The organism is Paraburkholderia aspalathi, assembly GCF_905220735.1.
GTDB classification, from domain to species: Bacteria; Pseudomonadota; Gammaproteobacteria; order Burkholderiales; family Burkholderiaceae; genus Paraburkholderia; species Paraburkholderia aspalathi.
Genome location: NZ_CAJNBA010000004.1, coordinates 654,367 through 672,722 on the forward strand (window position 1 = coordinate 654,367; position 18,356 = coordinate 672,722).

The window sequence follows — 18,356 nt, forward strand, 5'->3', positions numbered from 1 at the left end:
GCGCCATGCAGGCGTTGGTACTATGGATCTAGCATAGGTACGGATTCACCCATCCCCTCCCATTCCTTACCTGCATTCTCTCGGGCGCGTTTCATGTGGATCGTCAACGTTGCGCTTAAGCGGCCATACACGTTCATCGTGATGGCCATTCTGATCTTGCTGGCGACGCCATTTGTGCTGTTGACCACGCCGGTCGACGTGCTGCCGGAGATCAATATTCCGGTGGTCAGCATCATCTGGAATTACACGGGGTTGTCGGCCGAAGACATGGCCAACCGCATCACGTCCGTCAACGAGCGCAGTCTGACCACCACGGTCAACGACATCGAGCACATTGAATCGCAGTCGCTCGCGGGCATCACGATTCTCAAGGTGTTCCTGCAGCCGAACGCGAACATCCAGACCGCGATCGCGCAAACCGTGGCCGTCGAACAGGCGCAGCTCAAGCAGATGCCGCCAGGCGCGACGCCGCCGCTGGTGATCAGTTATTCGGCTTCCAGCATTCCGGTGATCCAGCTCGGTTTGTCGAGCCCGAAGCTCTCCGAGCAGGCGCTCAACGACACGGCACTGAACTTCCTGCGCCCGCAACTGGTGACGATTCCGGGCGCGGCCGTACCGTACCCGTACGGCGGCAAATCACGTCTGATCTCGGTCGACCTCGACACGCGCGCCTTGCTCGCAAAGGGCCTGACGCCCTCGGATGTGGTCAGCGCATTCAACGCGCAAAACCTGATTCTGCCGACCGGTACGGCCAAGATCGGGCCGAAGGAATACACGATCAATATGAACGGCTCGCCCGCCACGGTGGAAGGGCTCAACGACATTCCGGTGCGCACGCTCAATGGCGCGACGACGTACCTGCGGGAAGTCGCTCACGTGCGTGACGGTTTCTCGCCGCAGACCAATATCGTGCGGCAGGATGGACACCGTGGCGTACTGATGTCGGTGCTGAAGAACGGTAGCGCCTCGACGCTTTCGATCGTCAATACGCTGCAAGGCATTCTGCCGGCGGCGCGCGCCGCGTTGCCGCCGGACCTGAACATCACGGCCCTGTTCGATCAGTCCGTGTTCGTGAAAGCGGCGGTGCAGGGCGTGGTGCGTGAGGCGCTGGTTGCCGCGGCGTTGACGGCCGCGATGATCCTGCTGTTCCTCGGCAATTGGCGCAGCACCTGCATCATCGCGATTTCGATTCCGCTGTCGATTCTGTCCTCGCTGATCGCCCTGCACGCGCTCGGGCAAACCATCAATATCATGACGCTGGGCGGCCTTGCGCTCGCGGTCGGGATTCTGGTCGACGATGCGACGGTGACGATCGAGAATATCGAACGGCACCTGCATATGGGCACGAATCTGCACGATGCGATTCTCGACGGCGCCGGCGAAATCGCGATACCGGCGCTCGTCTCCACGCTGTGTATCTGTATCGTGTTCGTGCCGATGTTCTTCCTGACCGGCGTCGCGCGTTATCTGTTCGTGCCCCTTGCCGAAGCAGTGGTGTTCGCAATGCTCGCCTCGTACGTTTTGTCGCGTACGCTGGTGCCGACGCTGGCCATGCTGCTGATGGGCCATGCGCACAAGCCCAAGGCCGATGCCCGGCCGAGCGTGTTCCGGCGCATCTACCTGCGTTTCGATCACGGCTTCGAGCGCATGCGGTCCACCTACATCGTGATTCTCAGCAGCGTGCTGGTGCGGCGCGGCATGTTCGGCAGCCTGTTCCTCGGCTTCTGCGTGGTGTCGATGGGTCTGGTTTTCGTGCTCGGTGAAGACTTCTTTCCGAGCGTCGACGCCGGCGACATTCGTCTCCACATGCGTGCGCCGACCGGTACGCGCATCGAGGAAACCGCGCGTCTCGCGGACGAAGTCGAGAAGGTGATCCGCGAGGTCGTGCCGGCCGACGAACTCGGCACGATCCTCGACAACCTCGGTTTGCCGTATAGCGGTATCAATCTTTCGTATAGCAACGCGGGCACGATCGGCACGCTCGACGGCGAAATTCAGGTCGCCCTGAAAGAAGACCACCACCCGACGCAAATCTACATGGACAAACTGCGCGCGATCCTGCCGCAGCGTTTTCCGGGCGTCGAGTTCTTCTTTCAACCGGCCGACATCGTCACGCAGATTCTCAACTTCGGCTTGCCCGCCGCCGTGGACGTGCAGATTTCCGGCGCGGATCAGCAGGGCAACTTCGACGTTGCGCGCAAGCTGCTGAAACAGGTGCGGATGATTCCCGGTACCGTCGACACCCACATTCAGCAGAAACTGGACGAACCGGCGATCAATCTTCAGATGGATCGCACGCGCCTGCAACAACTCAATCTGAGTGCAAGCAATGTGGCGCAAAATGTACTGATTTCCTTGTCGGGCAGTTCGCAGACTTCGCCGGGTTTCTGGTTCAACAACAAGAACGGTGTCGAATACAGCGTCGCGGTGCAAACGCCGCAGTATCAGATCTCGTCGATCGATGAGTTGTTGCGCACGCCCGTCTCGGCCTCGGCCAACGGTCCGACGCAACTGCTCGGCAACCTCGTGCGCGTCTCGCCGCAGAATCAGTTCGCGGAAGTCACGCACTACAACATCAGGCCGGTGATCGACCTGTACGTGAGCGTCGAAAAGCGCGACCTGGGCAGCGTGGCCACGCAGGTCGACAAACTGGTGAACAACGTGCGGGCCTCGTTGCCGCGCGGTAGCCAGATCACCTTGCGCGGGCAGGTGCAGACCATGCGCAGTTCGTTCTTCGGTCTCGGGATCGGCGTGGCGATGGCCATCGTGCTGGTGTACCTGCTGATCGTGGTGAATTTCCAGTCGTGGGTCGATCCGCTGATCATCATCAGCGCATTGCCCGCGGCACTGGCGGGCATCGTCTGGATGCTGTTCCTGACCGGCACGCACTTGAGCGTGCCCGCCTTGACGGGGGCGATCATGACGATGGGCGTCGCTACCGCCAACAGTATTTTGATGGTGTCGTTCGCGCGCCAGCGGCTCTCCTCCGGTGCGCCGCCGCTCACCGCCGCGCTCGAAGCCGGTGCTAGCCGGATCAGGCCGGTGCTGATGACGGCGTTCGCGATGATCATCGGCATGATTCCGATGGCGCTGGGGCTCGGCGAGGGCGCTGAGCAGAACGCGCCGCTCGGCCGCGCGGTGATCGGTGGCTTGCTATTCGCCACCGTGTCCACGCTGTTTTTTGTGCCACTGGTGTTCGCAGGTATTCATACCCGCCTCGCGCGGCGCCATCGCGACGATGACGACACGGATACCACGGGCGGCCACGGTAACGACGGCCCCGCGCCTGACCACGGCGGCGCAGGCAAGCCCGCGTAACGTTCAATGTAAATGACGGCTGACTGAGATGGCTGACTGAGATGACCGAAAAAACCCATGCATCGCTGGCGATTCCCGCGCGAGAGACCGAAGGCGGCCACGCCTTGCCCCCGCGCAATCGCGAATGGAAGCGCGCCAAAATCGCCATCTGGATCGTGCTGGCGCTGCTCGCCGTGGGCGCGTTGCGCACCGTGATCGCGAATGTTCTGCAAAGCCGCTCGGTCGCCGAGACGACGAAGCAGAACGCCACGCAGTATGTGAACGTGGTCAGTCCGACGCAAACCGAGGGCGGTGGCAACACCTTGTTGCCGGGCACGTTGCGCGGCTTTGTGGAATCGCCGATCTATGCGCGTTCCACCGGTTATCTGCTGCACTGGTACGCCGATATCGGCACGCGCGTGAAGCAGGGGCAACTGCTCGCCGATCTGGATACGCCCGAGATCGATCAGGAACTCGCCCAGGCGCTGGCGCAGCGCGCGCAAACCAGTTCGAGTCTCGGCCTCGCCAAAAGCTCGATGGAACGCTGGCAGCAACTGCGTCAACGCGATGCGGTTTCGCAGCAGGAACTCGACGAACGGACCAGCACCTACTCGCAGGACCTGGCCAATCTCGCTGCCGCCGATGCCAACGTGAAACGCCTGCAGCAACTCGAATCGTTCAAGCGCATCGTCGCGCCATTTGCGGGCGTGGTCACGCAGCGCAATGTGGATGTCGGCGATCTGATCGACGCGGGCAGCGGCACGAGTCGTGCATTGTTCGCGCTGGCGCAATCGGACCCGTTGCGGGTCTATGTGCAACTGCCGCAGGCGTACGCGCAAAACGTGTCGGTCGGGCAGAAGGTGGTGGTGACGCAGGCTGAATTGCCGGGGCAGCAGTTTCACGGCACGATCACGCACATCTCCGGCGCGATCGACGTGCCGACCCGTTCGTTGCAAGTCGAAGTGACCTTGCCGAATCCTGACGACAAGCTGCGGCCGGGCGCGTATGTGCAGGTAGCCGTGCCGGCGGCGGCGCATGCGCAACTGATGGTGCCGGGCAATGCCTTGCTGTTCCGCGCCGAAGGTCCGCGGGTCGCGGTGGTCGATGCGAACGGCACTGTGGCCTTACACAAGGTCGTGATCGCGCAGGACCTGGGGCAGTCGCTCGAAATCGAAAGCGGGATCGAGGCGAACGACAAGATCATCATCAACCCGAGCGATTCGATCGCGGACGGCGATCATGTGCTGATCACGCAGCCGAAGAAAAACGGCAAGGGGGCGTCGTGATCGCGAAGCAGGCGAGTGCTTATCGGGCACTGACATCGCGAGCGACACGAACGGCGCTGGCGGTCACCGCGAGTGCGGCCTTGCTGGCTGCATGCACAGTCGGCCCGGATTATCAGCGGCCGCAAGCCGAGGTGCCGCCAACCTGGCAAACCGATTCGTACTGGCGCGTCGCGGCGCCTTCGCATGCGCCGATCTCGTTGGACTGGTGGAGTGCCTTCGGCGATCAGACGCTCGGGACGCTGGAAACGCAGGCGCTTGCACAGAATCAGACATTGGCCGCGGCGAGCGCACACTACGCGCAGGCCAAAGCGACGCTGGCGAACACCCGTGCGCAGCAGATTCCTGAAGTCGATCTCGGAGCGTCCGGGTCGCGCTTCAGAATTTCGCAGGATCGCCCGCTGACCAATTACAACACGCCGACCACGTCGACAGTACAGAACAATCTGCAACTTGGCCCGACGATCAACTACGACACCGATCTATTCGGCCGGATACGTCGTGAAGTGGAGGGCGCCGCGGCCTCCGCGCAGCAATCGGCCGACGACCTCGCCAACGCACGGCTCGTCCTCACCACTGATCTCGCCACCGACTATTTCTCGCTGCGTGAACTCGACGCCGAGATCGACGTGCTGAATCAATCGGTGAAACTGCAGCAAAAGGCACTCGATTACGTCACGACCGAGCACGATCTCGGTTCGGTGTCCGGGCTCGACGTGTTGCAGCAGAAGTCGCTGCTCGATTCGACACGGGTGCAGGCGCAACTCCTGCTGAATCAGCGCGCACAGTTCGAACATGCGATTGCCGCGCTGGTCGGCGTGCCCGCGCCGCAATTCGCGATCGAGCCCAAAGTGCTCGCGACGCAGGTGCCGGCGATTCCGCTCGGTTTGCCGAGCGACGTTTTGCAACGCCGTCCGGATATCGCCTCGGCAGAGCGCGCGATGGCCGCGGCGAATGCGCAGATCGGCGTCGCCAAGGCGGCGTTCTTTCCGAGCCTGACGCTGACGCCGAGCATCGGCTGGGAAAGCACGCAGTTCGCGAGCCTGTTTAGCGCACCGACGCTGATGTGGACGCTCGGCGCGGCCGTCGGCCAGGTGCTGTTCGACGGCGGTCGCCGTGCGGCGAACGTGCAATTTGCGAGCGAAGGCTACAAGGCCACCGAGGCGAACTACCGCCAAACCGTGCTCAACGCATTCCAGCAGGTGCAGGACGGCATCACCGGCCTCTCCGTTCTGGATGGCGCGTCGAAGCAGTCGAGTGAGGCGGTGACCGATGCACAGCATCTTCTGGCGCTCGCCAACGATCGTTATTCGGGCGGCCTGGTCGCTTACCTCGACGTCATCACCGCGCAGCAGTCGCTGCTGACCAGCGAGCGTCAGGACGTGCAGATCCACGGCCAGCAGATGACCCTCTCGGTTTCGCTGGTAAAGGCGCTAGGCGGCGGCTGGGATGCCGCGGACATAGCGGGCGCGCAGCCGCCCGGCAATCCAACGAAGGAGGCGATGGCTCCCGCGAAGTGAGCCGCCCGACAATGACACGGCCAGACAGGAAAGAGGAAAAACGAGGCGTTTCGTATAATGCACATACAAGGGGACGCGCATGAAATTGCTGATCGTTGAAGACGAGCATAAGGTGGTGGACTACCTGCGCTCCGGTTTGACAGAGCAGGGCTGGGTTGTCGACGTGGCGCTCGACGGCGAGGAAGGCATGCATCTCGCCACCGAATTCGATTACGACGTGATCGTCCTCGATGTCATGCTGCCCAAACGCGACGGCTTCAGCGTGCTGAAGGCGCTGCGCATGCGCAAGTCGACGCCGGTCATCATGCTGACCGCCCGCGATCACGTGAACGATCGCGTGCGTGGTCTGCGCGAAGGCGCCGACGACTACCTCACCAAACCCTTTTCCTTTCTCGAACTGGTCGAGAGGCTGCATGCGCTGGCGCGCCGCACGCGTTCGCAGGAATCTACGCTGATTTCCGTCGGCGATCTGTTCGTTGATCTGATCGGCCGGCGCGCCACCCGCGACGGCATACGCCTCGATCTGACCGCGAAGGAATTCCAGTTGCTGAGCGTACTGGCGCGCCGGCAAGGCGACATCCTCTCGAAGACCGCCATCACCGAACTCGTGTGGGACGTCAACTTCGATAGCCATACGAACGTGGTCGAGACCGCGATCAAACGATTGCGCGCCAAGCTCGACGGCCCGTTTTCCTCGAAGCTGCTGCACACCGTGCGGGGCATGGGCTACGTGCTCGAGGTGCGTGAAGAGGCAGAGCAATCATGAACCGTTCAATCGCGCGCCGCCTTGCGTTGATGTTCGCACTCGTGGCGCTACTGGTGTTCACGCTAATCGGCACCGGGCTGTTTCTGGTGCTGCGCACGCAACTCGAACACCATTTGCGCGAATCGCTCGACGATCGTACCGAGATTGCGCGCATCATCGTCTATCACGCGGTGACGCCGGAGAAGTGGCGCATGGCGCGCGAAAAACTCACGGACATGATGCCGCACGACGGCAGCACCGTGTACGCGGTGTCGAGTACCGATCCGTATTTTCACTATGGCAAGCCCATCGAGGGGCCCGTGGTGTCGAGCTGGCCGGGTGGCTATGCGAGGGTATCGCCCGTCGGCGGCGGCGCGGACATGTTGACCATCACCGTGACGATACCGGCTTACGGGGCCCGCCCACCTGTGCAATTGCAGGTCGCCGCCAGTTGTTCGCCGAATACCCGCACAATGCGCGTGTTCGGGGCGGCGCTCGCCGCGCTGTCGGCGTTGGGTAGTCTCGCCGTGCTGCTGCTGAGTTACTCGGTCGCGCGGCTCGGTCTTGCGCCGTTGACGCGCCTGACGAGAGAAGCGTCCGCGGTGAGTCCGAATAACCGCTCACAGCGTCTGAATACGGCTTCGCTGCCGCTCGAATTGAGCGATCTGGCCAACTCGTTCAACGGCGCGCTCGAACGTCTGGACGGCGCATACGGCCGCCTCGAATCGTTCAACGCGGACGTCGCTCATGAATTGCGCACACCGGTGACGATTCTGATCGGCCAGACCGAAGTAGCGTTGACACGCAACCGCTCCGTCGACGATTTGCGCCATACGCTGCAATCGAATCTCGAAGAGTTCGAACGTATGCGCGCGATTATCAACGACATGCTGTTCCTCGCTCGAGCCGACCAGGGCGAACGCGCGACGGGCCTCGTCGAGGTGTCGCTGGCCGCGGAAGTTGCGCATACGCTGGAGTTTCTCGAGATTCCGCTGGAAGAAGCACGCGTGCATGCGCAGTTGCGCGGCGATGCGGTGGCGCGTGTGAACCGCTCGCTGTTCGGCCGCGCCTGCACGAATCTGCTGATGAACGCGATCCAGCACTGCGCGCCGGGCGCGGCGATTACGGTGACGATCCTGGAAGTAGCGGATCAGTTGCGCGTGGCGGTGGCCAACCCGGGTGAGCCGATCGAGCCGGCCGTGCTTGAACACCTGTTCGACCGGTTCTATCGCGCGGAAGTGTCTCGTACCAACAGCCGCGAAAACCACGGCCTGGGTCTTGCAATCGTGAAGGCAATTGCCGAGATGCATCGCGGCACGGTGTCGGTGGAGAGTGCGAACGGCGTTAACACGTTTGCGTTTTCGATTGCGGCGTCGAGTATGGAAGCCAGTTTGCCGGCGGCGCGTGTGAATGCCGGTGTCCCGGCGGAAGCAGCAGGTTAATCTTCGCTGGTAAAAGGCAAGTCGGCCTGAACCGGTACGCGCCGCTTTGCCGGTTGCGCGTTGGCCGGCGTCAATGCGCTCACACGCACGCCCAGCAGCCGCAGCTTGCGGTTCAATTCCACCCGTCTCAGACATTCCGTTGCGGCGCGCCGGATCTCGGTGGCGTCGGCGGTCGGTTCGTCGAGCGTCAGATCGCGCGTGACTGTGCGGAAGTCGTCGTAGCGCAGTTTGATGCCCACGGTGCGCCCCACATAGCCCTTCCTCACCAGGTCTTCCGCGACCCGCACACACAAGCTGGTAAACGAACTGGAAAGGGCCGGACGATCGTGACGTGGATGCAAATCGCGTTCGAAGGTCGTCTCGCGGCTCATCGACTTGGGTTCCGACTCGACCACGACCGGCCGCTCGTCGTAGCCTTGCGCGACCTGCATGAGCCAGGCCGAGTAGCTGCGTCCGAAGTTGTCCTGCAACAAACCCGCGTCCGCCGCCGCCAGATCGCCGACCGTGGCGAGGCCGAGCGAGGTGAGTTTTTCCGCGGCCTTCGGCCCGATTCCATTGACCTTGCGCACCGGTAACGGCCAGACGCGCAACGGCACATCCGCAGGCGTGAGGATCGTGAGGCCGTCGGGTTTGTCGAGTTCGGAGCCGATCTTCGCCAGTAGCTTGTTCGGCGCCACGCAAATGGAGCAGGTGAGACCGGTCGCCTGATTGACGGCCCGCTTGATGCGCGCGGCGATCTCGCGCGGCTCGCCCGGCAACTCGGTGAGGTCGATATAGATTTCGTCAATGCCGCGGTCTTCGATCCGATCGGTGAAGGTGGCGACCGCCTGTTTGAAGAGACGCGAGTAGTGGCGATACGACTCGAAATCGGTGGGCAGCAGGATCGCATCGGGAGCGAGCACGGCGGCTTTCATCATGCCCATCGCGGAGAACACGCCGAGCGCGCGGGCTTCGTAAGTGGAAGTGGTCACCACGCCGCGGCCCGCGTAATCGCGCAGTTTCGCAAAGCGAAGGCTGCCGTCTTCAAGCTTTTGCGGCACGGCATTGCGGCCGCCGCCGATCACCACCGCCTTGCCGCGCAGTTGCGGATAGCGCAGGAGTTCAACGGACGCGTAGAACGCGTCCATGTCCAGGTGCGCGATGTGGCGGCTTGCAGAACTCATGGCTGGCGGAAACGGGTGACGGTGCGGGCAGCGAGCATAGCAGTCGATGCATGTGCCGTGCTGCCCGATCGTACGACTTGCTGCGTCGGGCGTCAGGACGTGCGAGCCATGATGCGCTGCACGCCGGACGCCAAACCGTAATAGTACCTTGCTCCGCCGGGGCAAGGTGCCGCGCTTGAGGCGTTAGCCGCAAGCCGGCTTGGCTTTTTTGCATGCGTCCGCAAGCTGGGGCGGCGGGTCTTTCTTGAACACCGTCTTATACGACTCGAGCACGTTCGACTGAACCACCGGCAGGGACTGCACGCCGATCCATGCCGGCGGCGTCTGGCCGATCAGCGCCTTCATCATCGCCATGGCTTCGGCCACGCCTTGATCGTACGGACGTTGCGAGCCGGTTGCCTTGAGCGGTCCGCCCTTGGCGATCTCGATGGCGGACTGAAGGCCCAGATCGACCGTCGTGACGGGAATGTTCACGCCTTGCGCGCGCATCGACGTCAGTGTGTCGAGCGCCGGTTGATCCCAAACGGCGAACAGCCCCTTCACGTCCGGATTGCCGGTGAGGAAATCGCCCGCGATCTGGCCCACTTTCGACGGGTCCGTAAACGCGACCTGTTTGATCTTGATGTCCGGACGATTCTTCTTGATCCAGTCGTTGACGGCCTTGGTGCGTTCCGTCGTGCTGAAGTAATCCACGCCGAAATTCACCAGCCCGATCGTCGCGCCCTGCGGGACGCACGAAGCGAGTACTTTCGCGGCGATCTGACCGTTGCCTTCGCTGTCGGCGGAAATCATCGCTGCGTATTGTTCAGGATGCTTGAGGCCAGTTGGCACGTTGTCCATGAACACGAGTTTGATCCCGGCCTCGGACACTTTCTTGTAGGTGGCGGCCGTGGCCGTGCCGTCGACCGGAATGGAGATGATGCCGTCCGGGTGACGCTGAATGGTGTTCTCGATGTCCGCGATCTGCTTGTCGACCTGGTATTCCGCCGAAGCCGTGCCGATTACTTCCACGCCGTATTTTTTGAGCGTGTCCGTGATGCCTTGCACCTGCAGTTGCGACCAGTCGAGATTCATGGTCTGCATCGAAATGCCGACCTTGAATTTGCCAGCCTTGATTTTGGCGATGTCGGCGTCGCTCAGCTTCACGGCATCCACTGAGGCCGCTTTTTCGCCGTTCGGCCCTTGCCCGACGATCGTCTTCGGTCCGATCGAACCGGCCGGCAAGCTGGTCACGCATTGCGCGTAGGCTCCCGATGAAGCCAGCGCCAGGACGGCCGCCGCCGCCATGAGAGTGGGTAGAACACTTCCTGAGCCACGACGATGTTTCATGATTCTTCTCCGTTGGTCTTCATGTTTGTGTTACGTCTCCTGCCATTCACGAACAACGCGGGCACGTGACATCTCGCGTGATCGACGTGCTTTCCTCATTTCCCTGGTTACTTCCTGAATCACTTCCTGGTAAACGCCACAGCCGCGACGATGATGGCGCCCTTGATCACCAGTTGCAGCGACGAACTGACGCCCAGCAGTACCAACCCGTTATTGAGCGTGCCGATGATGAGGCTGCCGAGCAGCGTGCCGAGCACGAAGCCGCGGCCGCCGAACAGACTGCAACCGCCGAGCGTCACAGAAGCGATCACATCGAGCTCGAGCCCTTGCACGACATCGGGCCGCGCCGCGTGCGAGCGCGCGGCGAGCACGAGCGCCGCAAGCCCGGCCAGCGCGCCGGTGAGAATGAAGGCGAGGGTGGTCACGCGCCGCGTGTTGATGCCGGAGTAGAGCGCCGCAGTCGGATTGCCGCCGGCCGCATAGATCTGCCGGCCGAACACGCTGTAATGCAGCAGCAGGATGCCGGCGATCACGGTCAGAACCGTCCAGATGATCGGCACCGGCACACCGGCAATATCGCCCTCGCCGAAGATCGAGATGAACGAGTCGTTGGTGATGATCTCGGGCCGTGTTGTCGTCACCATCAGCGCGAGTCCGCGCGCCGCGCTCAAGGTGCCGAGCGTCACGAGAAACGATGGAATGTTCAGCCGCGTGGTGACGACGCCATTGATCGCGCCGACGATTGCGCCGGTGCCGATGCCGGCAATCGCGCCGATGATCCAGCTGTCGCCGACATGCGACATGGCGAGCGCCGCGGACATGCCCGAGAGCGCCAAGGTCGAGCCCACCGACAGATCGATCTGCCGCGCAATGATCACGAAGGTCATGCCGATCGCGACGATCGAGACCAGTGCGGTCTGCCGGCCGATATTCAGGAAGTTGTCGATGGAGAGAAACCACGGCGAGGCGAAGCTGAACACCACCAGCAGGATCGCGAACGCGCCATAGAGCGCATAGGGCCGGTCGCCTTGCAGGAGGAGTTGCGCGAGGCGCCGCATACGGCTCTTCTGCGGTGGCGATGCCTGCCGTTTGGCCGTCAGCGGCGAGACAGAGTCGTTCATATTGCGTGCTCGAAGGAAGTCCCCTCGGGGGACTCGATGGAAGAACGGGACAGTTGAATCAGGTGATGAAGCGCTTCGGCATTGGCGAGTTCGGCGCGCTCGACGGTCTTGACGATGGAGCCGTCCGCGACGATCGAAATCCGGCCGCACAGGCGCAACAGTTCATCGAGGTCCGAAGACACGACGAGCACGGCCGTGCCCGCTCGCGCGGCGTCATGGACCACGCCGTAGATCTCCTCGCGCGCGCCGACGTCGACGCCGACAGTCGGTTCGTCGAGCAATAGCAGCGTGGGGCGCGGATGATTCCACTTCGCGAAGACCACTTTCTGCTGATTGCCGCCGGATAAAAACTTGACCGCGGTCGAGGAGCCGGGCGCCTTGACTGCCAGCTCTTTCATCGAGCGCTTCGCCTGGTTGACGGCCGCCTGGCTGCGCAACCATCCCCAGCGAGAAAATTGCGGCAGCCGCGGCAAGGTCAGGTTGCGTTCGATCGAATGATCGAGAACAAGCCCTTCAAGATGACGATCCTCAGGCACCAGCGCTATGCCGAGCTGGATGGCTTCGGCGGGCGTGATACGCGAGCGCGATTGACCGCCGATCTCGATGGCGCCCGCTTCGATTCTGCGAATGCCAAAGATGGTTTGCAGAATTTCCGTGCGCCCACTGCCGATCAATCCCGCAAGGCCATGGATCTCGCCAGGACGAATCGTGAGGTCGACGTCGTGAAGCCTGTCATTGCTCACGTTCGACAATTTGAGAACGGGTACAGCGGCGGCATTGGAGGTGTCCGATGTTTGCGGTCCAACGGCTGATTCATCCTCGGCAGCGCCGACAGCCGTCCTCTCCCGCGCCTGCAACGCGGCATGGCCGGGACCGACGATCGCCGCGACCAGCTGCTTCATATCGGTCTCCGCCGTCGAGAACGTGCCGGCATTGGCGCCATCGCGGAACACGGTGACGCGCTGCGAAATCCGAAACACCTCATTCAACCGATGCGTTACGTAGATCACGCCCACGCCACGATTCGTGACCGCGCGAATCGCGTCGAACAGAATCTGCTCTTCGCCGCCCGTGAGCGCAGATGTGGGTTCGTCGAGGATCAGGACCCGCACGTCGCCCATCAGCGCCTTGCAGATCTCAGTCATTTGCCGGTAGGCGAACGGCAATGCGCCAACGGCGGTGCGCGGGTCGAGCGGGATGCCGTGCGAGCGAAGAAACTCGCTAACCGTCGCCATGAGCTGGCGGTTTTTCACAAAGCCGAGGCGTGTGCGAGGCTCGCGCCCCAGCATCAGATTAGCGCCGACCGATAGCGATTCGACGAGGCTCAGATCCTGGTAGACCACGGCAACACCCGCCTCACGCGATCGCGCCGGCGACTCGAACGCCACTGTCTGGCCATCGATCTCGATGACGCCGTCGTCGTAGGTGTGAACGCCGCTGAGGATCTTGATCAGCGTGGATTTGCCCGCGCCGTTTTCGCCGAGCAAGGCATGCACTTCGCCGGGCAACACATCAAGGCTGACGCCGCGCAGCGCCTGCACGCCACCAAATCGCTTGGTGACGCCCGCAACACGGATCAATGGAACCTGAGGCGATGACGCGGCCGCGACCGCAACCGGCTCACTCATCTGGCATGTCTCCTTCGTCAAGACGACGGCATTCTTTTCTTTGTATGTGGTGCTATCGGGCAAAGCCGTGTTGTGATCTTCGCATCATGAATATGGTGCGTCAATAACATTGGCGGCGCTCGCAGGGCTTGGGTGCCTGCTTATGTGATGATTGAAGCGTAATACTTGTTATGATTCTATCAATCGTTGTAGCATAAGTGGGAACAAATTGTCGGCGGCTGTTGTGCGCCGCATCAAATTTTCGGATGTCTTATGCCTGAAGCCCCTGTGCTTTCTTCTTCGGTCGTCGCGCTGCGCGGTGGCCCGCTCATTCACCCGGTGCGCAACCCGGGCATGCCGTTCGACGCATCCTGGCTGGACGGCTTGCGCGTCAACCAGTCGGCGGTCGAACGGCGCACGGCGACCCTTGCCACGCGTCGTACCGTCAAGAAAGATGCGCAGGCAGCGTGGCTGCTGAAGGCCGTCACCTGCATCGACCTCACCACGCTCAATGGCGACGACACCGAAGGCCGCGTGCGCCGCCTGTGCGCGAAGGCGCGCCAACCGGTGCGGGCCGATCTGCTCGAAGCGCTCGGCATCGCGCCGCAAGGCATCACGACGGGCGCGGTCTGCGTCTATCACCGTTTCGTCGCGGCGGCGGTGGATGCGCTGCAGGGCAGCGGCATTCCGGTCGCGGCGGTATCGACAGGATTTCCCGCCGGGCTGATTCCGCATCCGCTGAAGCTGAAAGAGATCGAGGCTTCGGTTGCGGACGGGGCGCAGGAAATCGACATCGTTGTCACGCGTGAATATGTGCTGACCGGCAACTGGCAGGCGCTCTACGACGAAGTGCGCGACTTCCGTGCAGCCTGCGGCCCCGCGCACCTCAAGACGATTCTGGCGACCGGCGACATCCGCACGCTCTCCAACGTGGCGCGCGCCTCGATGGTCTGCATGATGGCCGGCGCCGACTTCATCAAGACGTCGACCGGCAAGGAAGGCGTCAACGCCACGCTGGATGTCTCGCTGGTGATGGTGCGCATGATTCGCGAGTACCAGGAGCGCACCGGCGTGCCGATTGGCTTCAAACCGGCCGGCGGCGTGTCGAGCGCGAAGTCTGTGCTGTCCTATCAGATCCTCATGAAGGAAGAGCTCGGCCGCCCGTGGCTCGAACCGGACCTGTTCCGTATCGGCGCCTCGAGCCTGCTGGCCGATATCGAACGCCAGCTCGAACATCACGTGAGCGGTCGTTACTCCGCTTTCAACCGTCACCCCGTAGCCTGAACAGAAGACCGATCCCATGAGCGTAGCCGAGTATTTTTCTTCGATGGAGTACGGTCCCGCGCCCGAGGACGATCAGCCAGCGCGCGCCTGGCTCGCGCAGCATGAAGCGAGCTTCGGGCATTTCATCGGCGGGGCGTGGCATGCGCCGGCCGCCGGTGAGCACTTCGTTTCGCACGCGCCTGCCACGGGCGGGCGGCTTGCCGAGATCGCCCAGGGCGATGCGGCCGACGTCGACGCGGCGGTAGCGGCCGCGCGTGCCGCGCAGCCGGGCTGGCTCGCGCTCGGCGGCGCCGGACGGGCGCGGCATCTGTATGCGCTTGCGCGCATGGTCCAGCGTCATAGCCGCCTCTTTGCCGTGCTCGAAGCGCTCGACAACGGCAAGCCGATTCGTGAGACGCGCGATATCGACGTGCCGCTGGTCGCGCGGCACTTCCTGCATCACGCGGGTTGGGCGCAGTTGCAGGAGAGCGAATTCGCCGACTATGCGCCGCTCGGGGTCGTCGGGCAGATCGTGCCGTGGAATTTTCCGCTGCTGATGCTCGCGTGGAAGATCGCACCGGCGATCGCAACGGGCAACTGCGTCGTGTTGAAGCCGGCTGAATACACGCCGCTCACCGCGTTGCTGTTCGCCGAACTCGCTCATCGAACGGGGTTGCCGGCGGGCGTGCTGAACGTTGTCACGGGTGATGGCCGCACGGGCGCCGCGCTCGTCGAACATCCGCGGGTGGACAAGATCGCTTTCACGGGTTCGACGGAAGTCGGGCGCCTGATCCGTGCGGCTACGGCCGGCACGGGCAAATCGCTGACGCTCGAACTCGGCGGCAAGTCGCCGTTCATCGTGTTCGACGATGCGGATCTCGATGGCGCCGTCGAAGGTGTGGTTGACGCGATCTGGTTTAACCAGGGGCAGGTCTGCTGCGCTGGCTCGCGACTGCTCGTGCAGGAGGGGATCGAAGCGCGCTTCATTGCGAAGCTGAAGCGCCGTATGGAAACGCTGCGCGTCGGCACATCGCTCGATAAGAGTATCGATATCGGCGCGATCGTCGATCCGGTGCAGCTCGAACGTATCGAGTCGCTGGTGGAAACTGGGCGGCGCGAAGGCTGTGCGGTGTGGCAGTCGCCCGATACGACGATGCCCGCCGGCGGTTGCTTCTATCCGCCCACGCTCGTCACCGGCGTGGCGCCGGCATCTACTCTCGCGCAGGAAGAGATCTTCGGACCGGTGCTGGTCACGATGAGCTTTCGCACGCCGGATGAGGCGATTGCGCTCGCCAACAATTCGCGCTACGGACTCGCCGCGAGCGTGTGGAGCGAAACCATCGGCCGCGCGCTCGACATCGCGCCGCGCCTCGCGTGCGGTGTCGTATGGATCAACGCGACCAATCTGTTCGATGCGGCGGTGGGCTTCGGCGGTTATCGCGAGTCCGGCTATGGTCGCGAAGGCGGCCGTGAGGGCATCTACGAATATCTGAAACCGCGGGCGTGGCTCGATCTTGCTGTCCGTCAGCCTGTGCGCGCTGAACAGACGGCAGGCGCAGGCGAGCGCGATCCGTTGTCGAACGTCACGCTGATCGATCGCACCGCGAAACTCTTTATCGGCGGCAAGCAGGTGCGTCCGGATAGCGGCTATTCGCTGCCGGTACACGCGCCGGATGGGACGCTGGTAGGTGAGGTGGGCGAGGGCAACCGCAAGGACATTCGCAACGCAGTCGAAGCGGCGCGCGCGGCGCAGAAGTGGTCGCAGGCAAGTACGCATAACCGTGCTCAGGTGCTGTTCTATCTCGCGGAGAACCTGGCCACTCGTGCGGACGAGTTCGCGCGGCAACTCGTGACGAGAAACGGCGCGACGGAAGCGGCCGCGCATGCGGAAGTCGAGGCGGCGGTGGCGCGTCTCTTCACGTACGCGGCGTGGGCCGACAAGTTCGACGGCGCCGTGCATACGCCGCCGCTGCGCGGCGTCGCGCTGGCGATGCATGAGCCGCTCGGTGTGATCGGCATTGCCTGTCCGGACGAAGCGCCGTTGCTCGGCTTCGTCTCGCTGGCGGCGCCCGCATTGGCCATGGGTAATCGCGTGGTGGTGTTGCCGAGCGTCTCATGTCCGCTTACGGTGACCGACTTTTATCAGGTAGCCGAAACGTCGGATGTGCCGGCCGGTGTGTTGAACATTGTCACCGGTGAACGTGGCGCGCTGTTGCCGGCGCTCGCCAAACACGACGACGTCGATGCCGTCTGGTGTTTCGGCAACGCGGCGGATTCGACACTGGTCGAGCGCGAGTCGATCGGTAATCTGAAGCGTACGTTCGTCGATCACGGCCGCCAGTTCGACTGGTTCGACCGTTCGAGCGAAGGCCGGCCGTTCCTGCGCCAGGCCGTCCAGGTGAAGAACATCTGGATACCGTATGGAGACTGATTGAACGTCGGCCCTTACGCCTGAACACCCTGCACGCCAACCAGAAAATGGAGGAGACAACGTGCTGAAGCATCTGGATCTGCAATGGAACACCGCGGTGCTGCGCGCAATACATGCCCCGCACGCATGCCTCACGATCAACGCGCCTCAAGGGGAACGCGAATGAACACGTCTTTGCAAGGAAATGGGCGTGTCGTCATTCTCGGCATCTACGTCACCGACCTGACGTTTCGCGCCGGACGTATGCCGCTGATCGGCGAGACGATTGCCGGCACGGCCTTCGCGATGGGGCCGGGCGGCAAGGGCTCAAATCAGGCGGTGGCGGCGGCGCGCGCCGGTGCCCAGGTGGTGTTCTGCACACGCATCGGCAACGACGCGTTCGGTGAGATTGCGCGCGCCACATGGGCCGCTGAAGGCATCACGGCACGCGCCTCGGTAGTGGAGGGCGTGTCCACGGGCGCCGCGCATATCTTTGTCGACGACAACACCGGCATGAACGCGATCATCGTCGCCTCCGGCGCGGCCGGCACGATGGAGGCAGCCGACGTCGACGCGATCGAAGCCGATATCGCCGCCGCGCGCGTATTCGTCACGCAACTCGAACAGCCGCTGGCTGCCGCGCGCCGCGGGCTCGAAGTGGCGCGCCGGCACGGCGTCATCACCGTGTTCAATCCGGCGCCCGCCTTGCCGCTCGACGACGACATCTTTCCGTTGTGCGACTACATCACCCCGAATGAAACCGAGGCCACCGCGCTCACCGGCGTGCCGATCGCGAATGCCGACGACGCGCGCCGTGCCGCCGACGTGCTGCTCGCCAAAGGTGTCGGCGCGGTGATCGTCACGCTGGGGGAAGGCGGCGCGCTGCTGCACTCGGCAAGCCAATCGATACTCGTGCCGGCCTATCACTGCGGCCGCGTGGTGGAGACCGCCGGCGCCGGCGACGGCTTCACGGGCGGTTTCGCGGCGGCGCTTGCACGCGGCGACGACGCCGTCTCAGCGCTGCGCTTCGGCTGCGCGCTCGCGGGCATTTCCGTCACACGTCCGGGCACGGCGCCTTCCATGCCGACGCTTGACGAAGTGAACCGCGTGTTGAGCCAGCCGGCCGAGGCCGCCTCGCCGCTGTCCTGACCGTTCGCGAAGACTGAAGGAGATCGT

General features: G+C 63.3%; 12 protein-coding genes. 8 read left to right on the forward strand and 4 right to left on the reverse strand.

All coding sequences use genetic code 11. The annotated features are described in order from the left end of the window. Positions 1-93: 93 nt before the first annotated feature. From KHO30_RS25760 to KHO30_RS25780, 5 genes are all read left to right on the forward strand, one after another. Positions 94-3,318, forward strand: a complete 3,225-nt coding sequence (locus tag KHO30_RS25760) for an efflux RND transporter permease subunit (RefSeq protein WP_093632933.1) — start codon at positions 94-96, stop codon at positions 3,316-3,318. Positions 3,319-3,359: 41 nt separating this feature from the next. Continuing rightward, the gene (locus KHO30_RS25765) at positions 3,360-4,583 is read left to right on the forward strand and encodes an efflux RND transporter periplasmic adaptor subunit (RefSeq protein ID WP_211702729.1); all 1,224 of its coding nucleotides are present in this window, start codon (positions 3,360-3,362) and stop codon (positions 4,581-4,583) included. A gap of 29 nt (positions 4,584-4,612) precedes the next feature. Then, complete coding sequence (locus KHO30_RS25770) at positions 4,613-6,100, forward strand: efflux transporter outer membrane subunit (protein WP_211702840.1); 1,488 nt, start codon at positions 4,613-4,615, stop codon at positions 6,098-6,100. A gap of 79 nt (positions 6,101-6,179) precedes the next feature. After that, positions 6,180-6,866: a heavy metal response regulator transcription factor gene (locus KHO30_RS25775; protein ID WP_093632931.1), complete on the forward strand. Its 687-nt coding sequence runs from the start codon at positions 6,180-6,182 to the stop codon at positions 6,864-6,866. After that, entirely contained in the window at positions 6,863-8,287 is a 1,425-nt protein-coding gene (locus KHO30_RS25780) for a heavy metal sensor histidine kinase (protein WP_093632930.1), read from the forward strand. Before KHO30_RS25775 ends, KHO30_RS25780 begins: the two co-directional genes overlap by 4 nt. Here the strand turns inward: KHO30_RS25780 and dinB are convergent. The 4 genes from dinB to KHO30_RS25800 all read right to left on the reverse strand — a co-directional run bounded on the left by dinB (position 8,284) and on the right by KHO30_RS25800 (position 13,528). Continuing rightward, complete coding sequence (gene dinB / locus KHO30_RS25785; RefSeq protein WP_211702730.1) at positions 8,284-9,450, reverse strand: DNA polymerase IV; 1,167 nt, start codon at positions 9,448-9,450, stop codon at positions 8,284-8,286. The genes KHO30_RS25780 and dinB overlap by 4 nt on opposite strands. A 183-nt stretch (positions 9,451-9,633) precedes the next feature. Continuing rightward, positions 9,634-10,779: a substrate-binding domain-containing protein gene (locus tag KHO30_RS25790; RefSeq protein ID WP_200621349.1), complete on the reverse strand. Its 1,146-nt coding sequence runs from the start codon at positions 10,777-10,779 to the stop codon at positions 9,634-9,636. 119 nt (positions 10,780-10,898) lie between these two features. Further along, a complete protein-coding gene (locus KHO30_RS25795) occupies positions 10,899-11,900 on the reverse strand; it encodes an ABC transporter permease (protein WP_054038800.1) in 1,002 nt (333 codons plus the stop codon). Continuing rightward, the gene (locus KHO30_RS25800; protein ID WP_093632927.1) at positions 11,897-13,528 is read right to left on the reverse strand and encodes a sugar ABC transporter ATP-binding protein; all 1,632 of its coding nucleotides are present in this window, start codon (positions 13,526-13,528) and stop codon (positions 11,897-11,899) included. The genes KHO30_RS25795 and KHO30_RS25800 overlap by 4 nt, the downstream gene beginning before the upstream one ends. 252 nt (positions 13,529-13,780) lie before the next feature. Here KHO30_RS25800 and deoC point away from each other — a divergent pair, with 252 nt between their 5' ends. The 3 genes from deoC to rbsK all read left to right on the forward strand — a co-directional run bounded on the left by deoC (position 13,781) and on the right by rbsK (position 18,329). Beyond that, complete coding sequence (gene deoC, locus KHO30_RS25805) at positions 13,781-14,791, forward strand: deoxyribose-phosphate aldolase (protein WP_093632926.1); 1,011 nt, start codon at positions 13,781-13,783, stop codon at positions 14,789-14,791. A 16-nt stretch (positions 14,792-14,807) separates the two neighbouring features. Beyond that, complete coding sequence (locus tag KHO30_RS25810) at positions 14,808-17,201, forward strand: aldehyde dehydrogenase family protein (protein ID WP_211702731.1); 2,394 nt, start codon at positions 14,808-14,810, stop codon at positions 17,199-17,201. Between the two features lie 162 nt (positions 17,202-17,363). Continuing rightward, positions 17,364-18,329 carry a ribokinase gene (gene rbsK, locus KHO30_RS25815; protein WP_211702732.1) on the forward strand — a complete coding sequence of 322 codons (966 nt, stop codon included), beginning with the start codon at positions 17,364-17,366 and terminating at the stop codon, positions 18,327-18,329. Positions 18,330-18,356 lie beyond the last annotated feature (27 nt).

Bases quoted from the DNA above. Each gene is read 5' to 3' on its own strand.
- KHO30_RS25775 (WP_093632931.1), top strand. From the start codon at position 6,180: ATGAAATTGCTGATCGTTGAAGACGAGCATAAGGTGGTGGACTACCTG.
- KHO30_RS25810 (WP_211702731.1), top strand. From the start codon at position 14,808: ATGAGCGTAGCCGAGTATTTTTCTTCGATGGAGTACGGTCCCGCGCCC.
- KHO30_RS25780 (WP_093632930.1), top strand. From the start codon at position 6,863: ATGAACCGTTCAATCGCGCGCCGCCTTGCGTTGATGTTCGCACTCGTG.
- rbsK (WP_211702732.1), top strand. From the start codon at position 17,364: ATGAACACGTCTTTGCAAGGAAATGGGCGTGTCGTCATTCTCGGCATC.
- deoC (WP_093632926.1), top strand. From the start codon at position 13,781: ATGCCTGAAGCCCCTGTGCTTTCTTCTTCGGTCGTCGCGCTGCGCGGT.
- KHO30_RS25800 (WP_093632927.1), bottom strand. From the start codon at position 13,528: ATGAGTGAGCCGGTTGCGGTCGCGGCCGCGTCATCGCCTCAGGTTCCA.
- KHO30_RS25795 (WP_054038800.1), bottom strand. From the start codon at position 11,900: ATGAACGACTCTGTCTCGCCGCTGACGGCCAAACGGCAGGCATCGCCA.
- KHO30_RS25760 (WP_093632933.1), top strand. From the start codon at position 94: ATGTGGATCGTCAACGTTGCGCTTAAGCGGCCATACACGTTCATCGTG.
- KHO30_RS25765 (WP_211702729.1), top strand. From the start codon at position 3,360: ATGACCGAAAAAACCCATGCATCGCTGGCGATTCCCGCGCGAGAGACC.
- KHO30_RS25790 (WP_200621349.1), bottom strand. From the start codon at position 10,779: ATGAAACATCGTCGTGGCTCAGGAAGTGTTCTACCCACTCTCATGGCG.
- dinB (WP_211702730.1), bottom strand. From the start codon at position 9,450: ATGAGTTCTGCAAGCCGCCACATCGCGCACCTGGACATGGACGCGTTC.